The sequence below is a fragment of the Avibacterium volantium genome (assembly GCF_900635775.1).
Taxonomy (GTDB): Bacteria; Pseudomonadota; Gammaproteobacteria; order Enterobacterales; family Pasteurellaceae; genus Avibacterium; species Avibacterium volantium.
The window spans coordinates 1016991-1040412 of sequence record NZ_LR134167.1 but is presented as its reverse complement, the minus strand read 5'-3'; the positions used below and the strand labels follow the sequence as shown (position 1 = coordinate 1040412).

The window sequence follows — 23422 nt, the reverse complement described above, 5'->3', positions numbered from 1 at the left end:
AGCTCTGTGATTTCATTTAAAATCACTATGAATTTCAGTTAAGCACTAATTGTTCTAAATCTTTTAAATTTTTCCAGAATCAACAAGTACCCACACAGATTGCCTGATTGATTGTTAAAGAGCAAAAGTGGTCGGCGAGATAGGATTTGAACCTACGACCCACTGGTCCCAAACCAGTTGCGCTACCAAGCTGCGCTACTCGCCGACAGAAATTGGGGTGGCTAATGGGACTTGAACCCACGACAACCGGAATCACAATCCGGGGCTCTACCAACTGAGCTATAGCCACCATTGTTGTATTGCATTGACTCTGGCGCGCTCGACAAGATTCGAACTTGCGACCTTTGGCTCCGGAGGCCAACGCTCTATCCAACTGAGCTACGAACGCGTTTTATATCTCACTGCGTCGTTGCGGGGCGTATATTAAGAGTTTCCAAATAGCTTGTCTAGTATTTTTTTTATTTTTTTTATCGCAAGACAGTTTTTTGTTCAATTTGTTTATAAAACATAAAATACTTGTCTATCTTTTATAAAACTCTTAAAAATCCAACCGCTCTTCTATTCTTCCACGCTTTCTTTTTTAGTCTTTCTTGTGAATGTATTTGCTAGAAACATTCCAACAACTAACCCCAATCCTACCGCACACAACACCCAATATAGCACCGAACGTTCAGGGTTGAGTGGCTGGGTTGGGGATTTAAGGTAACGGTAAGCACTCAGATTATTATCAAGGGGATTAACTGATTTCATCATATTCAATTTTCCTTGCCAATCTTGTGTACCAAGTGCGTTACCCTGCAAGGTTGCCCCTAACTTTAATTGGGCAGCATTAAATACTTGTCTATCTTTTATAAAACTCTTAAAAATCCAACCGCTCTTCTATTCTTCCACGCTTTCTTTTTTAGTCTTTCTTGTGAATGTATTTGCTAGAAACATTCCAACAACTAACCCCAATCCTACCGCACACAACACCCAATATAGCACCGAACGTTCAGGGTTGAGTGGCTGGGTTGGGGATTTAAGGTAACGGTAAGCACTCAGATTATTATCAAGGGGATTAACTGATTTCATCATATTTAATTTTCCTTGCCAATCTTGTGTACCAAGTGCATTACCCTGCAAGGTTGCCCCTAACTTTAATTGGGCAGCATTATTTACCTGATTAAATAAATTTTTCCACTGCCCTATCAATTCATTATAAATGACCTCTCTTGCAGCAAGATTACTTTGTGCTATAAATGCATTGAGCATTTCCAAGGCTTGCTTAGGATTGTCTAACTGTATAGAAAGCGTTTCAGCCTGTCCTTTAAGTGCGGTGGAAAATTTTACTGTTTTCACTAACTGCTCGAGCAATGCCTCATCATTTTGTGCATTCCCTGTTTCTCTTTGTTTATAGTAAGAGCTTTCTAGCCAAAATTGACGAATATTATCGTAAGCAGAAAGCTGACGTTTAAATTCATCATACACTTTATTCACTAACAATGTTTCAGGCTCGTTTTTACCTTGGATAAATTGATACATTGAAGCTAAGGCATAATAGTTGCCTAATTGATTTGTGGTTGGTTGATAGATCTTTGCTTCTGCTTTCCATTGCGGCTTTTGCAAAAAACTTGCGCCATACCCAGCTAAAGCAAAAATAATCGTCACTAAAATAATGATAAAAGATTTCTTTGCTGCATTTTGTGATTGCATTCCTTTCTCCTATTGTTGTGCTAAACGGCGATGACGGCGCTTCATTCTTCTTACCCAGCGGGTGATGCGCCACGCTCTGGCAATAGAAAAGACATAGATGAAAAATAACAGAATAAAGCCGACAAACATTATCCATTCATTGATGTAATAAACTTCGCCTAAAATGCCAAAACCTGCGCATAGCGCGGCGATAAAGGTGATTAATAAAAAGGCTTGGCGTGAGCTTAGCCCTGCGCGCACCATTAAGTGATGAATATGCAATCTGTCTGGGCGGAATGGGCTTTTGCCTTTGCGTAAGCGCCGGTAAATAATGGCGATCATATCAATCACAGGAATGGCGATAATCCATAGTGCAGTGATTGGGTTCATTGGGTGGCCTTTGCCTTGCGTGCTAAGTAGCAAGATCCAAATAATGGTAAAGCCGATCAGCGTACTGCCTGCATCACCCATAAACACTTTAAATCTTGTGCCAAAAGGAATGCCAAGATTGAGCATTAAATAAGGCAAAATAGCGATGATTAAGGCAAAACTCCAATAGGCGAGATCCATTTGGTTATCCATTACCAGCAAGATGCCAATGGCGCCAAACGCCACGCTGGATAAGCCACCGAGCAAGCCGTCTATGCCGTCTATCATATTGAACGCGTTGATCACCGCGATGGTGGCGAACACCGTGATCATCAAGCCGATTGAACCGAGCGTTAATTGGAATGGGCCTAAAATTTGTCCAAGATGATCGAGATAAATATTGCCCATATCGATCATTAAAATTGCGAGAAAGGCTTGGATTCCTGCTCGAATAAACGGGCTGATGTCAAAGCGATCGTCTAAAATACCAATGGCTAACAGCACAAAAATGCTGAAAAGATAGAGCGCAGGCAGCCGCATTTGATCCCATTCTAAAAAATAGAACACGCAGTTACCGATAAATAGCGAAATGCCCCCAATCAGGGGGATTGCCCCTTTGTGGCGTTTGCGGTAATTTGGTTTATCCACTAAACCGATTTTTTGCGCAATCGGACGCATTACAAATAAAGAGAGCAGTGCGCCGAGAAATGTGAGCAGAAAACTCAACAACATAATGAATAATTTCAGTAAAAAATAAGTGGCGAAAGCATACCATAAAGGCAAAAGTGCGCATAAATATTTTTATAAATTTTTGGGGCTGCTGATAATTTATTTTACATTTGAGTTATTATTTAAAATTTGCGCAATCGCGGCGCAGTTTGAAATCAAGAGTGGCTCTCTTTATGAGAACTGCAACAAAGAGTGCGCAAATTTTAAATAATAACTCAAATGTAAAATAAATTATCAGCAGCCCCCAGTTTTACAGTACAATAGCCCACAATTTTAACGATTTTTATGTAAATAAATTAAGGATACAACAATGAACCATTCAGAAAATTTCTTTTCCCAAGCGCAGAAAGTGATCCCTGGTGGGGTGAATTCCCCTGTTCGTGCATTCAATGGCGTTGGCGGCACGCCAGTGTTTATTGATCGCGCTGAGGGCGCTTATATTTTTGATGCGGACGGCAAGCAGTACATTGATTATGTGGGATCTTGGGGCCCGATGATTTTAGGCCACAACCACCCAGCCATTTTAAGTGCGGTGTTAAAAACCGCAGAAAAAGGCTTAAGCTTTGGTGCGCCTACACCGTTAGAAATTGACTTGGCAGAGTTAGTTTGTCAGCTTGTACCTTCTATCGAAATGGTGCGAATGGTGAGTTCAGGAACGGAAGCTACAATGTCGGCCATTCGTTTGACGCGCGGTTATACCAAACGAGATAAAATCATCAAGTTTGAAGGTTGCTACCACGGCCATTCTGATAGTTTGCTAGTGAAAGCAGGCTCAGGCGCGCTAACCCTTGGTCAGCCAAGTTCCCCCGGTGTGCCTGCTGATTTTGCTAAACATACCTTAACTTGCGAATACAACAATATTGAGTCTGTAAAACAAACCTTTGAGCAATATCCTGATGACATCGCCTGTGTGATTATTGAGCCAGTGGCAGGCAATATGAATTGTATTCCACCAAAAGCAGGCTTTTTACAACAACTGCGTGAACTTTGTGATCAATATGGCGCATTGTTAATTATTGACGAAGTGATGACAGGCTTTCGCGTGGCATTAGGCGGTGCACAGCAATATTATGGCGTAACCCCTGATTTAACCACCCTTGGTAAAGTGATCGGTGGCGGAATGCCCGTGGGCGCATTTGGCGGTAAAAAAGAAATTATGCAATATATCGCACCAACTGGCCCTGTTTATCAGGCAGGAACGCTTTCAGGCAACCCAATCGCAATGGCGGCTGGGCTGGCTTGTTTAACCGAGCTGAAAAAAGCCGGCAATGAACAGCGTCTGGCTGAGCAAACGGAAAAATTAGCCCTTGGCTTAAAAGCACTTGCCGATAAACACGGCATTCCATTTGTGGTGAATTATGTGGGCGGAATGTTTGGTATTTTCTTCACCGATCAGCCTGAAGTCAGCAGTTATCAGCAAGTGATGAAATGCGATGCGGAAAAATTCAAACAGTTTTTCCATAAAATGCTTGAACAAGGTGTGTATCTTGCGCCATCTGCTTATGAGGCGGGATTTATGTCTTTAGCGCATAGCGATGAAGATATTGAGCGCACCTTGCAAGCCGCCGATAAGGCTTTCGCTGAAATGAAAACGGCGTAACGAAAAACGGCAATAAATATAGGAGAACAAATGGAAAACGCGAACAAACAATATCAGCTTGCTTTGCTCAAAGTGCATAGCACTGCGGTGTTATTTGGTTTAACTGGCGTGCTAGGCGTGCTTATTGAAAGCAGCGCAGGCGTGTTGGTGCTAGGGCGTGTTTTTATCGCACTGGCAGCGCTTTCCCTCTTCTTCCTGTATAAGAAAATGCCCTTAACCAAACTTTCCACACAAGGCATTTTGTTACAATTTGTGTTGGGGAGTTTGCTTACCGCCCATTGGGTTACCTTTTATATTGCGGTTAAAGTAGGCGGTGTGGCAGTGGGAACGCTGGGCTTTGCCAGTTTTCCCGCCTTTGTGTGCTTATTTGAAATGTTGATTTTCAAAGTGCGGTTGAAATTGCGCGAGTTTTTCTTATTACTCGCCATTACGCTTGGTTTAATCCTTGTTACGCCTGCTTTTGAATTTGGCAACCAATCCACACAAGGTCTGTTATGGGGCATTTTTTCAGGCGCAATTTACGGCTTGCTTGCGGTGCTAAACCGCAAAAATCGCGGCATACTTTCAGGCAGCCAAGCCAGCTGGTGGCAATATTTAGTGGGCGTTATCGTGCTTTTACCGTTCTATGCTAACGAATTACCGAACGTATCATTGCAAGATTGGTTTTGGATCGCCTGCATTGGCTTGCTCTGCACCAGCCTTGCGTACACCCTGTTTGTTTCCAGCCTTGACGTACTCAGCGCCAGAACCGCCGCAATGATCATTTCCCTTGAACCCGTTTACGCCATTTTAATCGCGTGGCTGTGGCTCAATGAAGTCCCAACACTCACAATGCTACTCGGCGGCGCAATCATCATCACCGCCGTAGCTTTAGAAAATTTGCGTAAATAATAAGCGAAAAAAAATCAGAAAAAAGCACCGCTCTTTCAAAAAGCGGTGTTTTATTATATAGATGCTAAAATCTGCTGTTCTAACGCTTCCCTTTCTTGCTCCGACAGCACCTTGCCATCGCGATTAGTTAAAATAAAGAAATCTTCTGCTTTTTCGCCAATGGTGGTGATTTTGGCATTTTGAATATTAAGCTGAAGTGCGGTGAAAATTTGGCTGATTTCTGCCAAAAGCCCCGCTTTATCCAAGGCGAATAGCTCCATTTCTGTGTGCGTGGTTTTGGCTAAATGCAAGAATCGCACTTCGGTTTTTACTCGAAATGGCTTAAGCTGATGATTTTTCATCGTGCTGACTTTGGCGATTTTGTTTGTGCTCAAGGCTTTTTGCAAAGCGTGTTCTAGCTCACGGCGGCGATCAAATTTGGCAAGCGAGCCATCTAATTCAGTTACAATAAAACTATCGAACACTTTGCCGTCTTCCGCCGTGAGAATTTGCGCATCGTGAATGCTGAAACATTTTGCGCCAATGGTACTCACCACTTTATGGAACAAGTTGGCTTGATCTTCACAATGAATAAACACTTCCGTGCCACCTGAGGAAAAACGGTTGCTAATTTTTACTACATTTTGCCCCGCACTTTGCTTGCGGCTTTCGGCGATTAGCCCAGTATGCCAGCAAATTTGCTGTGGATTGTTGCGCAAAAAATAATCTTGCGGGAAAGTTTGCCATAATTGTTCAATGGCGTCTTGCGCAAGCTCGGGCTGGGCTTTTTGTAATAAAGCCAAAGCCTGATTTTTATGCTGAGCAATTTTATCTTGATTATCCAACAAGCTGGCCATTCCTAAATTAAATTGTGCCGTGGTGGATTGATAAAGCCTTGTTAATAAAGAACGTTTCCAGCTATTCCAAAGGGTTTCGTTGGTGGCACAAATATCTGCCACGGTTAAACAAGTGAGCAAATCAAGGCGTTGCTGAGTTTTCACTTCTTCGGCAAAGGCAAGGACGATATTGGGATCGTCAATATCGCGCCGTTGTGCCGTAACGGACATCAATAAATGCTGCGCCACAAGCCATTGCATTAATTCACTCTCTTGGCTCGAAAAGCCGTGTAGCCGAGCAAAATACGCCATATCTTGCGCACCAAGTTCAGCGTGATCACCGCCACGCCCTTTGGCAATATCGTGGAATAATCCAGCGAGATAAAGCAAAGTGCGCTGTGGTAATCGGGCAAAAATGGCATAACAAATCGGGTGCGCCGTTTGGCTTTCTGGCTGGGTAAAACTTTCTAATTTTTGCATTACGCGCAAGCTATGTTCATCAACCGTATAGCTATGAAATAAATCAAATTGCATCAGCCCCTCAATGTGCTGCCATTGCGGTAAATAGATGCGTAACACGCCGTATTGGTGCATTGGCAAAAAAGCCCGTTGCACGCAATGAGGCTGTTCAAATAAGCGTAAAAATTTTGCTCTACCTTGCGCATTTTCGCTTAAATATCCCTGAAATGTTTCGATCGTGCGGATTAATTGGCGTAACGTGCTGGAATGAATTTCTGCCGTTGGATATTGCGTAAGATAGAAAAACAAATCGAGCATACTGTCAGGCTGCTGATGAAAACAGTCTTTTTGCGTTAAGCAAATGGCGTTATTGGCAAGGTGAAAATGGCGATCCAACGGAAAACAAGTTTGCTGGCTTGGCTTATCGATAAAATGTTCCCGATAATGCTTGGTTAAAATGTGGGTGAGCGTGGCAATGGTTTGCAAGGCTTGGAAAAAAGCTTTCATCATTTTTTCCACTGCTTGGTTGCCCTCCCCTTGATAGCCGAGCAATTCGCTCACTTTCACTTGGCGATCAAACAACAATCGGTTGTCGTAACGCTTTAAAATTAAATGTAAAGCGAACCGCACTTTAAACAGAAACTGTTGTTTTTCTTGTAATAAATCGTATTCTTCAGGGTAAATAAAGCCAGTTTGCAAAATATCTTGCAAATTTTTTGCCCCCGTGTGGCGCAAGGCAAGCCAATACAACAAATGCAGATCGCGCAAACCGCCGGGACTGTATTTTATGTCAGGTTCAAGGTTATAACTGGTATTGTGGTAGCGTTGATAGCGCGCATTTTTTTCGGCGATTTTGGCTTGATAAAAATCCGCCATACGCCAAAAATCAGGTTGGATTAAAAGTGCGGTGAGTTTTTCAAATAATTTTTCATTACCGCATAAATAACGGCTTTCAAGTAAATTGGTGGCGATAGAAATATCTTCTCGCCCAGCTTGTTCGCATTCTGCCAAGGTGCGAACAGAATGTCCCACTTCAAAACCGCAATCCCATAAAAATTGCACAAACTCACGGATTTGTTGTTGAATGTCTTCGTGAGGTTGTGATTGCGCTAAAATCAAGAAATCCAAGTCAGACAAGGGAAACATTTCCCCACGCCCATAACCGCCCACCGCAATCAGGCTAAGATCTCGCTGTTGATCCAGTTGAAAATGCGCCCAAAGATGTCGCAATAAATCGTCATAAAATTTTGTACGATTTTCCAGTAATTTATAGACGGAAGATTGCTGGAACTGAGCCAACTCAAAGTTTTTTAGTTGCTCTTTTTGCTGTTTGACGGATTGAATGCTGAGTGGCGTTGTGGACGAGTAGGTAAACATTTGGGCTTGTTCCTTTGGGGGTATTCAGGTTTGTTATAGATAAAGTGCGGTGGAAAATTTGATAATTTTTTACCGCACTTTAAGTTATCTCCACTTTATCTCCACTAGGAAATTCCCCTCTTTGAAAAAGAGGGGTTAGGGGAGATTACACATTCACCATAAAACGCTGAATGCGTCCTGCTTTTTCTTCTTCCTCGCGGATAGTCATTACTTCACAGCCATCGGCGGTAACAACAATTTGATGCTCGAATTGTGCGGAATGGCTGCGATCTTTGGTTTTTACTGTCCAACCATCGCCCATTAAACGCACTTCACGCTTGCCTGCATTGATCATCGGCTCAATGGTGAACACCATTCCTTCTTTCAGGATCACACCGCCGTCATCACCGTCATAATGTAGCACTTGTGGATCGTTGTGAAATTCCGTGCCGATACCGTGTCCGCAATATTCACGCACCACGCTAAAGCCTTGCGATTCCGCATATTTTTGGATTGCTTTGCCGATTTCTCTTAAGCGAATACCCGGTTTGACCGTGCGTAAACCGATATATAGGGCTTCTTGGGTGGCATCCACTAATTTTTTGCTACGAATACTTGGTTCGCCAACGATAAACATTTTGGAATTATCGCCGTAGTAGCCATCTTTGATCACGGTTACATCAATGTTCACAATATCACCGTTTTTTAGCTGTTTTCCTTCACTTGGAATGCCGTGGCACACCACTTCGTTAATGGAAATACAAGTGGCTTTCGGGAAGCCGTGATAGCCTAAACAAGCAGGGATCACTTTTTGTTGTTCCACCATATACTCGTGACAAATGCGATCTAATTCCCCTGTGGTAACGCCTGCTTTCACATAGGGTTCAATCATTACTAACACGTCTGAAGCCAATTTGCAGGCTTCGCGCAGTTTTTCGATTTCTTGTTCTGTTCTAATTGGAATTGCCATAACTTCTCCTTGACAAAAATTTTGTGCGCTATTTTACCACCTTTACGTGGAAAAATCCTTGATAAATTCTTGAATGGTTTACTTGGTTATTAGATAATAGCCAACTTACAATTTACAAGGATAGAAGCGAGATAAATGATGACAGATATGGCAATCCCTTTAACCTTTACCGATGCGGCGGCTAATAAAGTAAAAGCCTTGATCAGTGAAGAAGAAAATAGCGAGCTTAAATTACGCGTTTATATCACAGGTGGTGGTTGTAGCGGTTTCCAATATGGCTTTACCTTTGATGAAAAAGTAAACGACGGCGATCTCACCATTGAGAATTCTGGCGTGCAGTTAGTGATTGATCCAATGAGTTTGCAATATTTAATTGGCGGTACGGTGGATTACACCGAAGGGCTGGAAGGCTCGCGTTTTGTGGTAAATAACCCTAACGCCACAACCACTTGTGGTTGCGGTTCATCTTTCAGTATCTAACCCAATTCGCAAAATGGATTATCAATTTTTTGCCCAGGGCGGACAAATTTCAGCCAAATGTTCAATGGGACACGAAGCCGTGGCAAATTGGCTTAATACAGAAGTGCGGTCAAATTTTCAGTTAATTTCTACCGCACTTTCTCTTATCAATCAAGCACGCCAAGCACCAATGCAGGATTTTAAATTGCTCGGTGCAGAATACAGTGTATTTATCAGCGCAGATGAAGTGATGGTGCGCGCGAATAATCTTTCTATCGATGAACAGCAAGAACTTGAGCAAGATTTCCATTATTATGATGAAGAAAGTTTAGCTTTTTGTGGTTTGGAAGATTTTGAGCAGTTTTTACAATCTTATTTATCCTTTAACCGCTAAGGTTCGGGCCAGATAACTAGGTATAACAGAGCAATGTCAGAAAGTAACTCAACGCCAGAAACACAACCAACGGCTGAAACAAATAAAACGGGCAAGCTCTCACGCAAAAAGCGTTTGCGTAATTTTTTGCTAAAAGTTGCGTTTGTCGTGGTGTGTTACATCATTTTTTACGGCATTTATTTAGACGGGCAAATTCGCTCCAAAATGGACGGCCAAATCTGGCAGCTGCCAGCGGAAGTGTATAGCCGTATTGAATCCATTCGTTTAAGTGATGATCTTAGCCTTGAACAAGTGAAGCAACGTCTGCTCGAAAATGATTATCGCCAAACCACAATGGTAGCTGCACCTGGGGATTTCAAAATTGAAGACAACACCATTGTTTTGTTGCGTGGCGCTTTTCCATTTCCTGTTCAACCTGAAGCTCAGCGTGTTTTTCGCTTACGTTTTAAAGACAATAAATTAGCGGTGATCGAAGATTTGGTGAATGTGAAAGCCATTGATGCGTTTCCGCTCGCGCCGAAATTAATCGCAATGTTGCAATCAGAAAAAGAAGAGCGCTTAACCCTTTCTTTGCAAAATTACCCAAGATTATTGATTGATACCTTACTTTTAACCGAAGATCGCCGTTTTTACGAACACGAAGGTATAAGCCCTTTAGGCATTGCAAGGGCAATGGTGGCAAACTTTCAAGCTGGCCATCGTGTGCAGGGCGGAAGTACTTTAACTCAGCAGTTGGTTAAAAATCTTTTCCTTTCTAACGAGCGCACCTTTACAAGAAAAATCAACGAAGCCTTGATGGCGTTGATTTTAGATTGGCGTTATGACAAAAACCGCATTTTAGAAACCTATCTCAACGAAATTTATCTCGGGCAAAACGGCAACACGCAAATTCACGGTTTTGAATTAGCGAGCCATTTTTATTTTGGTCGCTCAATTCGTGAGATCAATTTGGATCAAATCGCCTTATTGGTGGGAATGGTAAAAGGCCCTTCGCTGTATAATCCTTGGCGTAACCCTGAAAACGCCCTTGAACGCCGTAATGTGGTATTACGTTTATTGCTTGAACACAAAGTGATTGGGCAAGAACTTTATGATATGTTGAGCAAACGCCCTCTTGGCGTGCAAAAACGTGGGCAAATTAACCGTAAATATCCTGCCTTTATTCAAACCTTACAGGCAGAACTTCGTCAGCAATTAGGCGAAAATCGGGCGAGCAGTTTATCTGGCACACGCATTTTTTCTACTTTGGATATTAAGCAGCAGCACTATGCAGAACAAGCGGTGATTAATGCGGTTTCTGAATTGCAGTTAAAATATAAAAATCCTTATTTAGAATCAGCAATGATCGTGGCGGATTATTGCAATGGTGAAATCAAAGCCATTGTGGGCGGTCTGCAAACCAACTATGCTGGCTTTAACCGTGCGTTAAATGCCAGACGACAAATTGGCTCATTAGTAAAACCTTCAATTTATTTGACCGCACTTACTGAACCGAGCGAATTTCGTTTAAATACGCCAATTCAAAATCAGCCGATTACTATTCGCACCAAAGGCAGTCCACCTTGGCAGCCGCGCAACTATGATCGCCGTTATAGTGGCTCGGTGATGTTAATGGACGCGCTCGCTCGCTCATTAAACATTCCAACGGTGAATATCGGAATGAAAGTGGGCTTAAGCAAAGTGATTGAAACCCAAAAAGCGATGGGCTGGGATAAAGTGAAAATTCCAAAAGTGCCAGCGATGTTGCTAGGATCTTATTCGATCTCTCCTTATGAAGTAACGAAATTGTTCCAAACCATTGCAAACCAAGGGGCAAATATTCCTCTTGCTACCATTGATAGCATTACTAATCAGCAAGGGGAACTTATTTATCAGCGCACAATGCAACCAGAACAAGTTGTGCCAGCGCAAGCCGCTTATGAAATCCTTTTTGCAATGCAACAAACGGTAGAACGCGGTACGGCGCGCAGTTTGCAAAATCAATTTGCCCATTTACGTCTAGCGGGTAAAACTGGGACGACAAACTCTGCGCGCGATACTTGGTTTGTGGGGATTGACGGCGAAAATGTGGCCACCGTTTGGCTTGGCCGTGATGACAATGGCGAAACCCGTTTAACAGGCGCAACAGGCGCATTGCAGGTGTATAAAAACTATCTGCAACGCACGCAAGCGAAAACCTTACGCCCATCAACCCCAGCAGGCATTAAATGGGTCGGCATTAATAGCTATGGCGGTTGGGATTGCAGCAGCGCAAGGCAAATCCCAGTGTGGGCAGAGCGTAACCAACCTTTCTGTTCCGCACCAAGAGAAACCGCCCCAGAGCCGAAACGACAAAGCCTATGGGACGTGTTAAAACCCTCAACTTTAGGCGCTCAGCCCGCTCCAGTGGAAGAAGCTATGCCTGCAAATTAAAAATATTCTTAGGTTTTATCAGGTAATACAATGAAACTAATCTTTATTGACTATGAAAATGTCCAACCTAAAACATTAGACTATTTATCACCGAATGATCATTTTATTGTGCTTTGTATTGGTGAAAACCAAAAATTATTGCCTGTTATGCTGATTAAATCTTTGATGATGTTCGGACAAAATTGCCGTATTATTGAATGCCCAAAAGCTGGAAAAAATGCGTTAGATTTTATTATTGTTGATGAAATGGCGCGTATTACCACAGAATTTCAATTTGATTCTCTTTATATTATTTCCAAAGATAAGGGCTTTGATTCTATTATTCATTACTATCTTACAAAAGAGCGGATCAAACAAGCTGAGCGATTAGATAGCATAGATCATATTCCCCAAGCCAATCAGCATTCAATAGATAATAGACAAACTAAAAATATGACTGTATTTGCCTCAAAAATACAGGAGCAAATTGATAAAATAAACAAAATCTCTCCGAGAAATTTACCAAGCAAACCTCAAAGTCAATTTAATTGGGTAAATTCTTTATTAAAAGCAGAAAATCTGGCAGAAAAAGATGTTAAAGCCCTAATAAAAATGGTGGATTTCTCTCCTGCTCAATCAACAAAATTAAAAAGCTATGTTGATCGTGCCAAAGCAAAATTAAATAGCTTCGAAAAAAGGCATCACCCTAATAAGTTAGAAACACAAACAAATTGGCTCAAGAGCTTTTTTAGGGATGATGGTTTAAATACATCACAAATTAGTGAAATTAGACAAATTATTTTTTCAAAATAATTTTAAAATCCCATAAAAATTATTGGGGCTATTTATCTCAAATCCTTACTATAAATCACATTAGTCGGATTTTGTTTATCAATGCCTTGTAAGTTGGGGCTAAGATAAATTGGGGTTGTGTACTGAAAAACCGGCAAAACCACATTATCTTGCTGCAATAATTGGCTAACTTGTTGATAAAGTGCGGTGCGTTTTTGTGTAGAAATTGGTTGCAAACTTTGCTCTAGCAGCGCATCTACTTTTTCATTGTGATAAGCGGATTTATTGTCTGGGCTTTTGGAATAAAAATTCATCAAAAATGCAGAGGGATCGTTATAATCGGCGCACCAGCCAGAGCGAATAATTTGGAAATCCCCTTTGGCGCGTTTTTCCAACAAGGTTTGCCAAGGCACGGGATCAGCCTGAATATGAATGAGATCTGATTGTGACCACATTTGCACTAAACGTTGTCCAATGGTGTGATTAAAGCCTTCTTGATCAAAGGTTAAACGCAGCACCAGTGGGGATTTTTCAGTGATACCATTTTGCTGTAAAAGCTGTTCCACTAACACTGGCGACCACGCATTTTCAGGTTCGCCTTGCATTGATTGGGGCAGAAAATGATTGCTAGCAAGACGTGCCTGCTGTTCGCCACGCACTAAATTTCGTGCAGAAGCGAGAAAAACTAGAGATTTTCGCACCGCACTTTTGGCTAGCCTTGGATCGTTAAAATTAAATTCGTAGTAATAAGTACAAAGTTTTGGCGAATAGGTGAGTTGCACATTGCTTTGTTTGGGATTGGCAACAATATCAATGCCCGTTAAGTCTTGGTTTGGTGTGAGTTTTTTATAATCAACCAAGGAAAAGGCGACTTTCTCAGCTTGCCAATAGTAAGGATTTTGCGCTAGATGAATTTCATCACCTTGCTGATCTTTCACATAATAAGCGCCGTTGCTAACAAAGCCTTGATGAGGAGCAAGGTATTGAGGTAACAGTGCGGGGTGAGCAAGCATCACAGGCAAATAAGGGGTCGGCTTTTCAAGTTGGATCTCTAACTGATGTGCTGAAAGTGCCGTTACACCTAATTGAGAAGGGGGGCTTTCACCTTGGAGAATTGCCTCAGCATTACGTAGCCCCATATAGACCAAATAACGTTTTAATTGGCTTTGTGATGCAATCAGTTTTTGCCAGCTTTGCACAAAATCCTCTGCGGTAACCGGCAAGCCGTTAGACCATTTTGCCGATTCGCGCAAAGTGAATGTCCAAACTTTGTTATCTTTCGTTTGCCAGCTCTGCGCGACGGCTGGGATCACGTTACCGTGCGGATCGTAAATTACCAAGCCTTCTAAAGTATCACGCAAAAAATTCGCTTGTTCATCGTTTTGCAGTTTTTCTGGAGAAATCACTAAATCCCCATAAACGCCACGTACTAAGTGGGGAATACGCACTTCAGGCTCAGTGGTGGGCGTTTGTGTTGGTGCGGAATTAGGGATCGCAACCTGTTTTGGCTGATCGCAACTGGTTAAGAAAAAAACTGCGCAAAAAAGCACCGCACTTGGCAAAATAGGAAGAAGTTTAAATGATGACATTGGCTTAAAGGCTGATGTAAAAATAGGGGCATTATACAAAAACGCCCCTTGATTACCAATTATTCTTTCCGTTCGCGCGCATTATTCTTTCAGGGTTTTAATCCAAAAGAAGAACACCCAATAATGAATCAGCAAGCCAAGCAAAATCGCCGCTTTGCCAAACATTGTCGGCGTGAAATAAAAGCCGATGGCCAGCATTGTGGTGGATAAAATAAGAATACGGATTTTGGTTTTTAAGGTTAAAGCCCGTTGTTCGCTAAAAGATTGCAGATGTTTTTTGTACAGCTCCGTTTGAATGATCCAGTTATGCAAACGTTCAGAACCTTGCGCAAAGCAAAACACGGTGAGCAACAAAAAAGGCGTGGTCGGCAGCAGGGGCAAAAATGCGCCAATAATGCCAAGTGCCAGTGAAATAAATCCTAAAATGATGTAAATTGCTTTCATTTTTCTTTCCAAATAAAAATTATTCTCAATTATCCATATTTTTTTAGATTTCTCAACCTTGATATTATAAAATCTTCCCTTATTTGTTAGCTTAATACTTTCTTTTAAAAGCAAGGAGCTTTTATGTCAAATCCATTGTTAAGCGAAACTCTCTTACCGCAGTTTTCGCAAATTAAACCAGAACATATTCAACCTGCAATTAGTCAATTAATTCAAGAAAATCGAGATACTGTAGAACAGGTTTTAAAACAACCGCACTTAACTTGGCAGAATTTTATTGAACCACTTACCGAAAGTGGCGATCGCTTAAGCAAAGCGTGGTCGCCTGTGAGCCACTTAAATGCGGTGAAAAATAGCCCTGAATTGCGTGAAGCCTATCAAGTTTGCTTGCCATTGCTTTCTGAATATAGCACTTGGTTAGGGCAGCACGAAGGCTTATACCAAGCCTATTTACAGCTGAAAAATAGCCCAGAATATGAAACCTACAGCGTGGCGCAGAAAAAGGCCATTGATAATGCGTTGCGCGATTTCAAATTGTCTGGCATTTCGCTTCCACCAGAAAAACAAAAACGCTATGGCGAAATTGTTGCTCGTTTATCCGAATTAAGCTCACAATTTAGCAATAATGTGCTAGATGCCACAATGGGCTGGGATAAGGTGATCACGGATAAAAATGAATTAGCAGGCTTGCCAGAAAGTGCTTTGCAAGCGGCAAAACAATCCGCAGAAAGCAAAGGGCTAGAAGGTTATCGCTTCACTCTTGAGTTTCCAAGCTATTTGCCAGTGATGACCTATTGTGAAAATCGCCAATTGCGTGAAGAAATGTACCGCGCTTTTGTGACTCGTGCTTCAGAACAAGGCCCGAATGCTGGGAAATGGGATAATTCCGCCATAATGCAAGAGATCTTAACCTTGCGCGTTGAATTGGCAAAATTGCTTGATTTTGAGCATTACACCGAGCTTTCCCTTGCCACTAAAATGGCTGAAAATCCGCAACAAGTGTTGGATTTCCTCGATAATTTGGCAAGCCGTTCCAAAGCACAAGGACAACAAGAATTAGCGGAATTAGAAGCGTTTTGTAAAACGCACTTTAATATTACCGCACTTGAGCCTTGGGATATTGCATTTTATAGCGAAAAACAAAAACAACATTTATACGCCATTAATGATGAAGAACTTCGCCCTTATTTCCCAGAAGATCGCGTACTTTCAGGCTTATTTGAGCTAATCAAGCGCCTATTTAATATGCGCGCCGTAGAACGTTTTGATGTGGATACTTGGCATAAAGATGTGCGTTTCTTTGATTTGATTGATAGCCAAGATCAAGTGCGCGGTAGTTTTTATTTAGACTTATACGCCCGTGAAAATAAACGTGGCGGTGCGTGGATGGACGACTGTGTTGGTCGCCGTCGTAAAGCCGATGGCACAATTCAACAGCCAGTGGCTTATCTCACTTGTAACTTTAACGCACCAGTGGGCGATAAACCGGCACTCTTTACGCACGATGAAGTCACCACCTTATTCCACGAATTTGGACACGGCATTCACCATATGCTCACGCAAATTGATGTCGCAGATGTGGCTGGCATTAATGGCGTGCCTTGGGACGCGGTAGAATTACCAAGCCAATTCTTAGAAAACTGGTGTTGGGAAGAAGACGCACTTGCCTTTATTTCAGGGCATTATGAAACTGGCGAACCGCTACCAAAAGAAAAATTGCAACAGTTGCTTAAAGCGAAAAACTTCCAAGCAGCAATGTTCGTGTTACGTCAGCTTGAATTTGGGCTATTTGATTTCCGTTTGCACCATTATTTTGATGGGAACCAGCCAAATCAAATTTTGGACACCTTAAAACAAGTGAAAGAAGATGTGGCAGTGATTAAAGGTGTGGATTGGGCCAGAAATCCGCACAGCTTCAGCCACATCTTCGCGGGTGGCTACGCGGCAGGCTATTACAGCTATTTATGGGCGGAAGTGCTATCGGCAGATGCATTCTCACGTTTTGAAGAGGAAGGCATTTTCAATCCCGTAACAGGGCAATCGTTCTTAGACGAAATCCTTACCCGTGGCGGTTCAGAAGAGCCAATGACGTTGTTCAAACGCTTCCGCGGCAGAGAACCGCAATTAGATGCCTTGTTAAAACATAAGGGAATTTCAACTCAATAGCATTCACTTCTCCTCAGGGTGCATAGCTAAGATCTATGCACCTCATTCATCATATCTATAAATATCACCACTAAGCATTATTGAAATAGCATTTCATAGAATCTTCCTCATTCTTAAAATATTTTTTGATAATAATTCTTATTTATAATAATATTAATGAGAATTATTACTAATAAGGAGATGTTTTATGGAAATGAAGAAAACTATTCTATGCACGCTCAGTTCATTATTCTGCATAAGCTGTGCTTCTGGCGGCGGTGGATTTGAAGTGGAGAATGCTAACCCACCTAATGTTATTACTGATAATCAGCCTGCTAAACCTAGTTATGTCAATGAAAATAACGGCAAAAAACTAGAATCTCCTGCACCAGAGGATCTAAGTGAAATGGCTTGGGTAGCCACAACCCCTTGGGGAGCTGGCGGAGGCGGAGATGTTTTTGTAATGAATAGTGATTATGAATATGTAAAAACCCAAAAACGCATCATTAGCGATACACGCACTAACCTTAATCCAGCAGATTATGATGTTCTATTATTTAAAGGGGATTATCCTCTCACTCAAGATCATCAAGCCCATTCAGAGTCTATTCAAGTTATTGATGAAAATGGCAAAAAAGTATGGAAAAGAGCGGTGAAAGATATTTCACAAGTCTTTCCTATAGAGGACAAAGAGAAAGGCACAACCTTGGTTTTTTATTCTACAGAAGATCGTGTTAATTACATTTATCTCAAAATTACAGAGTATGGTGATGCAAAAGTCGGTTTTATTGAATTAATTGAACAAGATCCCAAAACCGTTCTTCCTAAAGGGCAAAGCTATAACAATATTTTTTATGCCATTCGCGAAAAAACAATGGATATGCCGGTGAAAGGAAAAGTAACTTATAACGGTGTTTGGGAATATGCAACCTATACCCCAGAAAAAAGTAGTGGTAGTGGTTCATACCACGAACCTGGCCGGCAAGCTGGAGGAACATCAAAACAAAACAAAGCTGTTTTTACTGTTGACTTTTCAAGTAAAACAGTAAGCGGACAACTTGATGCCATTGATGAAAATAATAAACGAATTGTTTATGATATTAATGCAACAATTACAGAAAATGGTTTCCGTGGTAATGCTACAAAAAATAGTCAGACCACCCTCTTTGCGAATGAAGGAAATAGCAATCCCCCATTACCAGAAAACGCAAAAGTATTAGGCTCCTTTGCAGGTAAAAAGGCAAAACAATTAGCTGGACGAGTATGGTCGGAAGACAATCATTTCGCTGGCGTTTTTGCGGCCAAGCAAAATTCAGAAGAGGGGGTTGAAACTGACGGTAAGCGTCTAAATGCTCAAACCTTGCCTTTCACCAATGAAGGAGATAGAAGCACCTTTGCTGAAAATAAACCACAATCACAAAATTTTTCTGGCGATATTAATACGCTTCAAATTGATGGCATTTTGGTTAATTTAGATACCACTAAAACAGACAATATATGCTGCGGAAATTTTAGCTTTTTACGTTTTGGCGTTGAAAACCACGAAATAAAACAAGTAGATAATCAAACTGATAAGAGAGGTAATCTATTTGTACAAGGCTATGTTACGCCTATTTCTGAAATTCCTTCAACTGGTGAAGTAAAATACCTCGGGCATTGGTATGGATTTGGTAAAGGTCAAGCTGCTAATGTATCAAGACGTTATCAAGATGCTGAATTTACAGCAAATTTTGCTACTCACCAAGTATCGGGCGAATTGAAAAATAATGGCGAAATGCCAGCCGTAAAATTTGAAAACCTCGCTATAACAGACAATGGCTTTACTGGAAAAGCAAATCTCGCCGTACACGATGGTAATACTACGGGATCTGGTTCTGTTATTACTGGTGAAGCAAATGTCGTTGGTCATTTTTACGGTACAAACGCCAATGAAATTGGGGGAACTGTAATCAAAGAAGACAAAACTTTCGGTGCCGTTTTTGGTGGGAAACAAATTCAACAATAAAAGGAAATGACAATGTCAGCAAATAACACTATTTTTCTAATAAACAGAATAAATCTCGTTTTTTGTCTTTTTTGTACCGCACTTTATGCTCAAGCTAATAATCAACAAAATGTTTTAGAAGAGCCTGATTCCACAACACTAGAGACAATTTATGTTAAAGAAAAATTTGAAAAACAGAAACAAAACGTTTCAGGCTTAGGAGAGGTACGCAAGAATCAGGCTCAAATACAAAATGAGCAAATAGAAAACATTCGCGATATCACCCGCTACGATCCCGGCATCTCCATTACCGAAGCAGGAGGACGAGGAACAACGCGGGGATTCTCTATACGCGGTGTTGACCAAGATCGCGTAGCCATTGATCTAGATGGATTAGGTGCTTCATCAACCTTAAAAAGACATGATGCGAGCGGTACATTTTCAATGTTATCAGCCTCTTCAAAAAATGATGTTGAATATGAAGATCTTCGACTTCTTGATCTGCGAAAAGGGGCATCATCTGCAGAATCGGGTAGTGGCGCATTAGGCGGTGCGGTATCAATGGAAACAAAAAATGTTGATGATTTTTTACAGCCCGATCAATCCATAGGTGGCCGTTTTAAAGCCGACTATACCTCTAAAGATAAGCGTAAATTATACAGTGGTGGACTCGCTTTCCGAGCTGGGAAATTCGATGGATTTGTGCAATATTCTCATCGTAATGGTCATGAAGTTCAAGCTCATAAAGATCTTTATAAAGGAAGCCTTTTCATTGCTAATTACGCCGATCCTGTCGATCCTATTATGAATAAAAAAGGACGTTGGGTGAGTATGGAAGAAGTTAGTGGAGTACGTCGCCGTATCCCGAATCCACTCGATTATGAAAGTGATTCATTACTCAGTAAATTTGGCTGGCATTTTACCCCACAACATTACTTAGGTATCGTAATAAATCGGACTAAACAACAATATAAAATGCGCGAAATGCAGCGCCCAAACTATTATAATGGTCGAGAGAAGCATCTGATTAATGGCGTACTCTACTCTGAATCCCCTTTCTATGATGAAATATCAACAAAACGGATTCAATATACCCCTTCACAATTTTATTTTGATACACATCAAAATAATAGAATTGGATTAGAGTACCACTTTGATGCAAAAGATGAAGCCTCTTGGCTGAACTCTGCGGTGGTTCGTTTTGATAAGCGTGATCTGATTATGCAATCAGAAGTGAAACGTCTAAATTGTGCTAAGTGGCCTTCAGTCGATGCGAATTGCTGGGCAACTGAAGATGGGCAAAAATCTTGGCATCATATCGTTAATAGCAAACAAACAGACTATCGTTTAGATCTCAATTTAAATAAGCTCTGGGAATGGGGAGAAGCAGGACATGATACCCGCGTTGTTCTCGGATCTATATTTAGTAAACATCATTTTTATGATTATGATCGCTTTAGCGATATCATTTATAAGCGTGTCGCCTCAGGGCCTATTGAACTTGATAGTAATCAGCATAGTGATTTTCACCCAATTACCCCAATAAAAAGTCGCCATTATTTTATTGGTATCAGCGATTCCATCACACTAGGGGAAAAATGGTTTATCTCTAGTGCATTACGTTATGATCACTATCAATTTAAAGGTAACCCAACCCTTGAGGAGCAACAACGTTCTATTCAATTCAAGCAAAGTAAATATCAAAACCTCTCTTGGGATTTTGGTGTCAAATACCAAATTATCGAACCATTAGCCTTCACTTATCGCAATAGTAGTGGATTTAGAGTGCCTTCTGTTTACGAACAATTAGGGCCAACGCTTAATGCTAACGGTCATTCAGTCCAAGGAAAATTAGATAAAGAGTACTCTCGCAACCAAGAAATAGGCGCTGAATTTGAATACAAAGCATTACGTCTAAAAAGTAGCTATTTCTGGGCAACTTATAAAAATATGATTGCACTCGCTTCTTTAAAACAACCTAAGGGACAAGGGAGAGGCGATTTATTCTATTACAATACGCAAGATATCAAAGTGCGTGGCTATGATATTAGTGCGAATTTAGATCTCTATAGTTTATGGGCGCGTTTCCCTGAAGGGCTTAATCTATTTGCTAAAATCAGTAAAACACAGCAAATTGGCGGGCCAGCTAAAATGCCTGAAAAATATGAAGGAAGAGCATACTCCCTTGATTCTCTTCAACCGCTACGATTGGTATATGGACTATCCTACCTCTCACCAGAAGAAAAATGGGGACTCAGCTTCGTTACAACCTATTCGAAAGGAAAAGATAGTGGGGAGCTTGTGGCTCAAGATAGCTCACCGTTAGGCGTGATAGAAGAAAGCCGTTCTCATATTAAAACAAAATCTTGGATTATTGCGGATCTCACAGGACATTATCAATTTAATAAATATATGACATTCCGAGCTGGTATCTACAATTTATTTAATTATCGCTATGTGACTTGGGAGTCTGCTCGACAAACAGTATGGAATGGCAGTTTAGAAACTAATTTAGATACCCCAAACTACTCTGTCGTAGCCGCCCCTGGACGTAACTTTTTTGCAGGACTAGAAATTAAATTCTAATAAATGATTAAATGCAGTATGTCATAGGCATACTGCATTTTATTGAGTAATGAGCAATGAAAAAAATAATATTCCTAATTATTCCCCTTACTCTATCGAGTCAAGTATGGGCTTTACCACAAGATATAACTATAAAAGAAGCCCCTGAATTAAATTACGAGGCTATCAATATTCATCATTCTTCCTCTTATTGGCAAGATACCCCAAAATCCTCTTCAGAACCCCGTAAAATTAAGGCAGAGCAATTGCGTTATGCGCCTGAATTACTACAAAGAGTAATAAACATTGCAGTTCAGCAAGAACATATTCCACTACTGACAAAAATTCTTCCTATCTATGAAACAAGTGCTAACCCAAGCCCAATTATCATCGCTTATGCAAAAGGGTTAATAGCAAAATCAACACAGCAATATCCCTTAGCCATAAACCAATTTACAAAAGTAGAAAAACTCCAGCCTAATTCAGAAAAAGCCATTTTTCATCATATTGACAGCCTACTGCTAGATCAACAAATCTGGCTGGCCTCAAAACTTGTTCAGCAGCATCTATCAACACCCTCTCTACCATTCCGTCTTCAACTAGAGAAAATAGATCAATATCTCCAATCTCGTAAAGAATGGAAATACTATCTTAGAATCGAATTTCTCAATGATAAGAATATTAATAATGCACCAGATAAAGCAAAAGTTGGCTCATTTTCATTCGAAAAGCCCCTTGCAGATAAAGGGTTAAGCTATCAATTTGGCAATCAAAAAACTTTTTTTATGCCAAATGGTTTTTATACTCAATGGCAAACTGATTTTATCGGCAAAATATACCGCACTTATCACCAATACAATGATTTTTATGGGCGAATAACGATGCCTTTCGGCTATGCCAATTATCATCATCAATTTACACTAGAGCCTTATACAGGACTACGCATTTTTGCCGAAAAGCCTTACACTAATCATTTTGGTATAACAACCAGCTGGCAATATCAATGGACGAACAATTTTCGCAGTAAAATTGCATTTAATTATGCAACTGAACGGTATCGGCAGAAACAATATAAACATCTCACAAACTACACACAAAATCTATCGTTGAGTGGCACTTGGACAATTAACTCAAAATGGTATGCTGGCATCTCTGCTGAGATAGGTAAAAAATATGCCACCGATTATCCACAAGATCGATATATAAAATATCGGGCCAATATCAATATAGGCTATCAAAACCAAAATATTGGCGCTCGTTTACGCCTTGCTCGCGAACAGAAAAACCACCAAGCGCCATTCTACTGGGGATTAAGTGGTAACGCCAAACGGCAGGATCGCGAAACACAATTTTCAGCATCAATCTGGTCCCCCCATATTCAATTTATGGGGATAATGCCAACATTAGGTTATAACTATCAACGTGTAAACAGTAACAGCTTAAATATTCCTTATCACAAACATAGCATCACATTTGAAATACAAAAAATATTTTAATGTGAATTCTCCTCATAGTTTCTATGAGTCTTAGCGTTAACTAAGATACTAAAAATCCCAAAGGAGAGCATTTGAGCTAGAAATTTAGGCCTATGCTCTCCTAAATAAGTAAAATTTATATTCAATGTAAAAGTATAAAAGTTCGGTTGTTTTTTCCTACATTTTAGGCTAACAAGGAATTACCTGATATTTATCACGTTATGACAATAATGGGATAAATTAAATATAAAAATCCGAATAGAAGTAAAAACTGAAACTTTAGCTAAAAAAAGGAAACGAGAGATTTACCTAGAAAAGGTATAA

The 23422-nt window shown here is 40.8% G+C and carries 17 protein-coding genes and 3 tRNA genes; 10 read left to right on the top strand and 10 right to left on the bottom strand.

Annotated elements, in window-relative coordinates:
• Nucleotides 1–128 precede the first annotated feature (128 nt).
• From ELZ61_RS05070 to wecA, 6 genes are all read right to left on the bottom strand, one after another.
• Nucleotides 129–205, bottom strand: a tRNA-Pro gene (locus tag ELZ61_RS05070).
• Nucleotides 206–213: 8 nt separating this feature from the next.
• Nucleotides 214–289: transfer RNA gene (locus ELZ61_RS05065), tRNA-His, on the bottom strand.
• Nucleotides 290–311: 22 nt separating this feature from the next.
• Nucleotides 312–388, bottom strand: a tRNA-Arg gene (locus ELZ61_RS05060).
• Nucleotides 389–558: 170 nt separating this feature from the next.
• Entirely contained in the window at nt 559–753 is a 195-nt protein-coding gene (locus ELZ61_RS05055) for a hypothetical protein (protein ID WP_126371923.1), read from the bottom strand.
• Between the two features lie 126 nt (nt 754–879).
• Complete coding sequence (locus tag ELZ61_RS05050; protein ID WP_126371921.1) at nt 880–1692, bottom strand: Wzz/FepE/Etk N-terminal domain-containing protein; 813 nt, start codon at nt 1690–1692, stop codon at nt 880–882.
• A gap of 9 nt (nt 1693–1701) precedes the next feature.
• Nucleotides 1702–2772: a UDP-N-acetylglucosamine--undecaprenyl-phosphate N-acetylglucosaminephosphotransferase gene (wecA, locus tag ELZ61_RS05045; RefSeq protein WP_164550722.1), complete on the bottom strand. Its 1071-nt coding sequence runs from the start codon at nt 2770–2772 to the stop codon at nt 1702–1704.
• 307 nt (nt 2773–3079) lie between these two features.
• Between wecA and hemL the strand changes: the two genes are divergently transcribed.
• Complete coding sequence (gene hemL / locus ELZ61_RS05040; protein ID WP_126371919.1) at nt 3080–4369, top strand: glutamate-1-semialdehyde 2,1-aminomutase; 1290 nt, start codon at nt 3080–3082, stop codon at nt 4367–4369.
• Nucleotides 4370–4399: 30 nt separating this feature from the next.
• Nucleotides 4400–5260 (top strand): DMT family transporter, encoded by an 861-nt coding sequence (locus ELZ61_RS05035; RefSeq protein ID WP_126371917.1) that lies wholly within the window; start codon nt 4400–4402, stop codon nt 5258–5260.
• 53 nt (nt 5261–5313) lie between these two features.
• Here the strand turns inward: ELZ61_RS05035 and glnD are convergent, their stop codons facing one another.
• Both glnD and map read right to left on the bottom strand, forming a co-directional pair.
• Nucleotides 5314–7911, bottom strand: a complete 2598-nt coding sequence (gene glnD / locus ELZ61_RS05030; RefSeq protein ID WP_126371915.1) for a bifunctional uridylyltransferase/uridylyl-removing protein GlnD — start codon at nt 7909–7911, stop codon at nt 5314–5316.
• A gap of 145 nt (nt 7912–8056) precedes the next feature.
• On the bottom strand, nt 8057–8860 hold the full coding sequence (map, locus tag ELZ61_RS05025) for a type I methionyl aminopeptidase (RefSeq protein WP_103855599.1): 804 nt from the start codon (nt 8858–8860) through the stop codon (nt 8057–8059).
• A gap of 138 nt (nt 8861–8998) precedes the next feature.
• Here map and erpA point away from each other — a divergent pair, with 138 nt between their 5' ends.
• Genes erpA through ELZ61_RS05005 form a run of 4 tightly spaced genes read left to right on the top strand, consistent with a single transcriptional unit; the run spans nt 8999 to nt 12917 of the window.
• A complete protein-coding gene (gene erpA, locus ELZ61_RS05020) occupies nt 8999–9340 on the top strand; it encodes an iron-sulfur cluster insertion protein ErpA (RefSeq protein WP_103855605.1) in 342 nt (113 codons plus the stop codon).
• A 13-nt stretch (nt 9341–9353) separates the two neighbouring features.
• Nucleotides 9354–9713 (top strand): YacL family protein, encoded by a 360-nt coding sequence (locus ELZ61_RS05015; RefSeq protein ID WP_103855600.1) that lies wholly within the window; start codon nt 9354–9356, stop codon nt 9711–9713.
• A 33-nt stretch (nt 9714–9746) separates the two neighbouring features.
• A complete protein-coding gene (gene mrcB, locus ELZ61_RS05010) occupies nt 9747–12125 on the top strand; it encodes a penicillin-binding protein 1B (protein ID WP_126371914.1) in 2379 nt (792 codons plus the stop codon).
• Between the two features lie 30 nt (nt 12126–12155).
• A complete protein-coding gene (locus tag ELZ61_RS05005; RefSeq protein ID WP_126371912.1) occupies nt 12156–12917 on the top strand; it encodes a PIN domain-containing protein in 762 nt (253 codons plus the stop codon).
• Nucleotides 12918–12949: 32 nt separating this feature from the next.
• Here ELZ61_RS05005 and ELZ61_RS05000 read toward each other — a convergent pair whose 3' ends face one another.
• Both ELZ61_RS05000 and ELZ61_RS04995 read right to left on the bottom strand, forming a co-directional pair.
• Entirely contained in the window at nt 12950–14485 is a 1536-nt protein-coding gene (locus ELZ61_RS05000) for a peptide ABC transporter substrate-binding protein (protein WP_126373595.1), read from the bottom strand.
• Between the two features lie 81 nt (nt 14486–14566).
• On the bottom strand, nt 14567–14929 hold the full coding sequence (locus ELZ61_RS04995) for a YbaN family protein (RefSeq protein WP_103855603.1): 363 nt from the start codon (nt 14927–14929) through the stop codon (nt 14567–14569).
• A gap of 123 nt (nt 14930–15052) precedes the next feature.
• Between ELZ61_RS04995 and prlC the strand changes: the two genes are divergently transcribed.
• The 4 genes from prlC (at nt 15053) to ELZ61_RS04975 (ending at nt 23119) form a co-directional block, all read left to right on the top strand.
• The gene (prlC, locus tag ELZ61_RS04990; RefSeq protein WP_126371910.1) at nt 15053–17095 is read left to right on the top strand and encodes an oligopeptidase A; all 2043 of its coding nucleotides are present in this window, start codon (nt 15053–15055) and stop codon (nt 17093–17095) included.
• Between the two features lie 187 nt (nt 17096–17282).
• On the top strand, nt 17283–19079 hold the full coding sequence (locus ELZ61_RS04985; protein ID WP_126371908.1) for a transferrin-binding protein-like solute binding protein: 1797 nt from the start codon (nt 17283–17285) through the stop codon (nt 19077–19079).
• Nucleotides 19080–19091: 12 nt separating this feature from the next.
• Entirely contained in the window at nt 19092–21644 is a 2553-nt protein-coding gene (locus ELZ61_RS04980) for a TonB-dependent hemoglobin/transferrin/lactoferrin family receptor (RefSeq protein ID WP_164550721.1), read from the top strand.
• Nucleotides 21645–21700: 56 nt separating this feature from the next.
• Entirely contained in the window at nt 21701–23119 is a 1419-nt protein-coding gene (locus ELZ61_RS04975; RefSeq protein ID WP_126371904.1) for a surface lipoprotein assembly modifier, read from the top strand.
• The last annotated feature ends 303 nt before the right edge of the window (nt 23120–23422 follow it).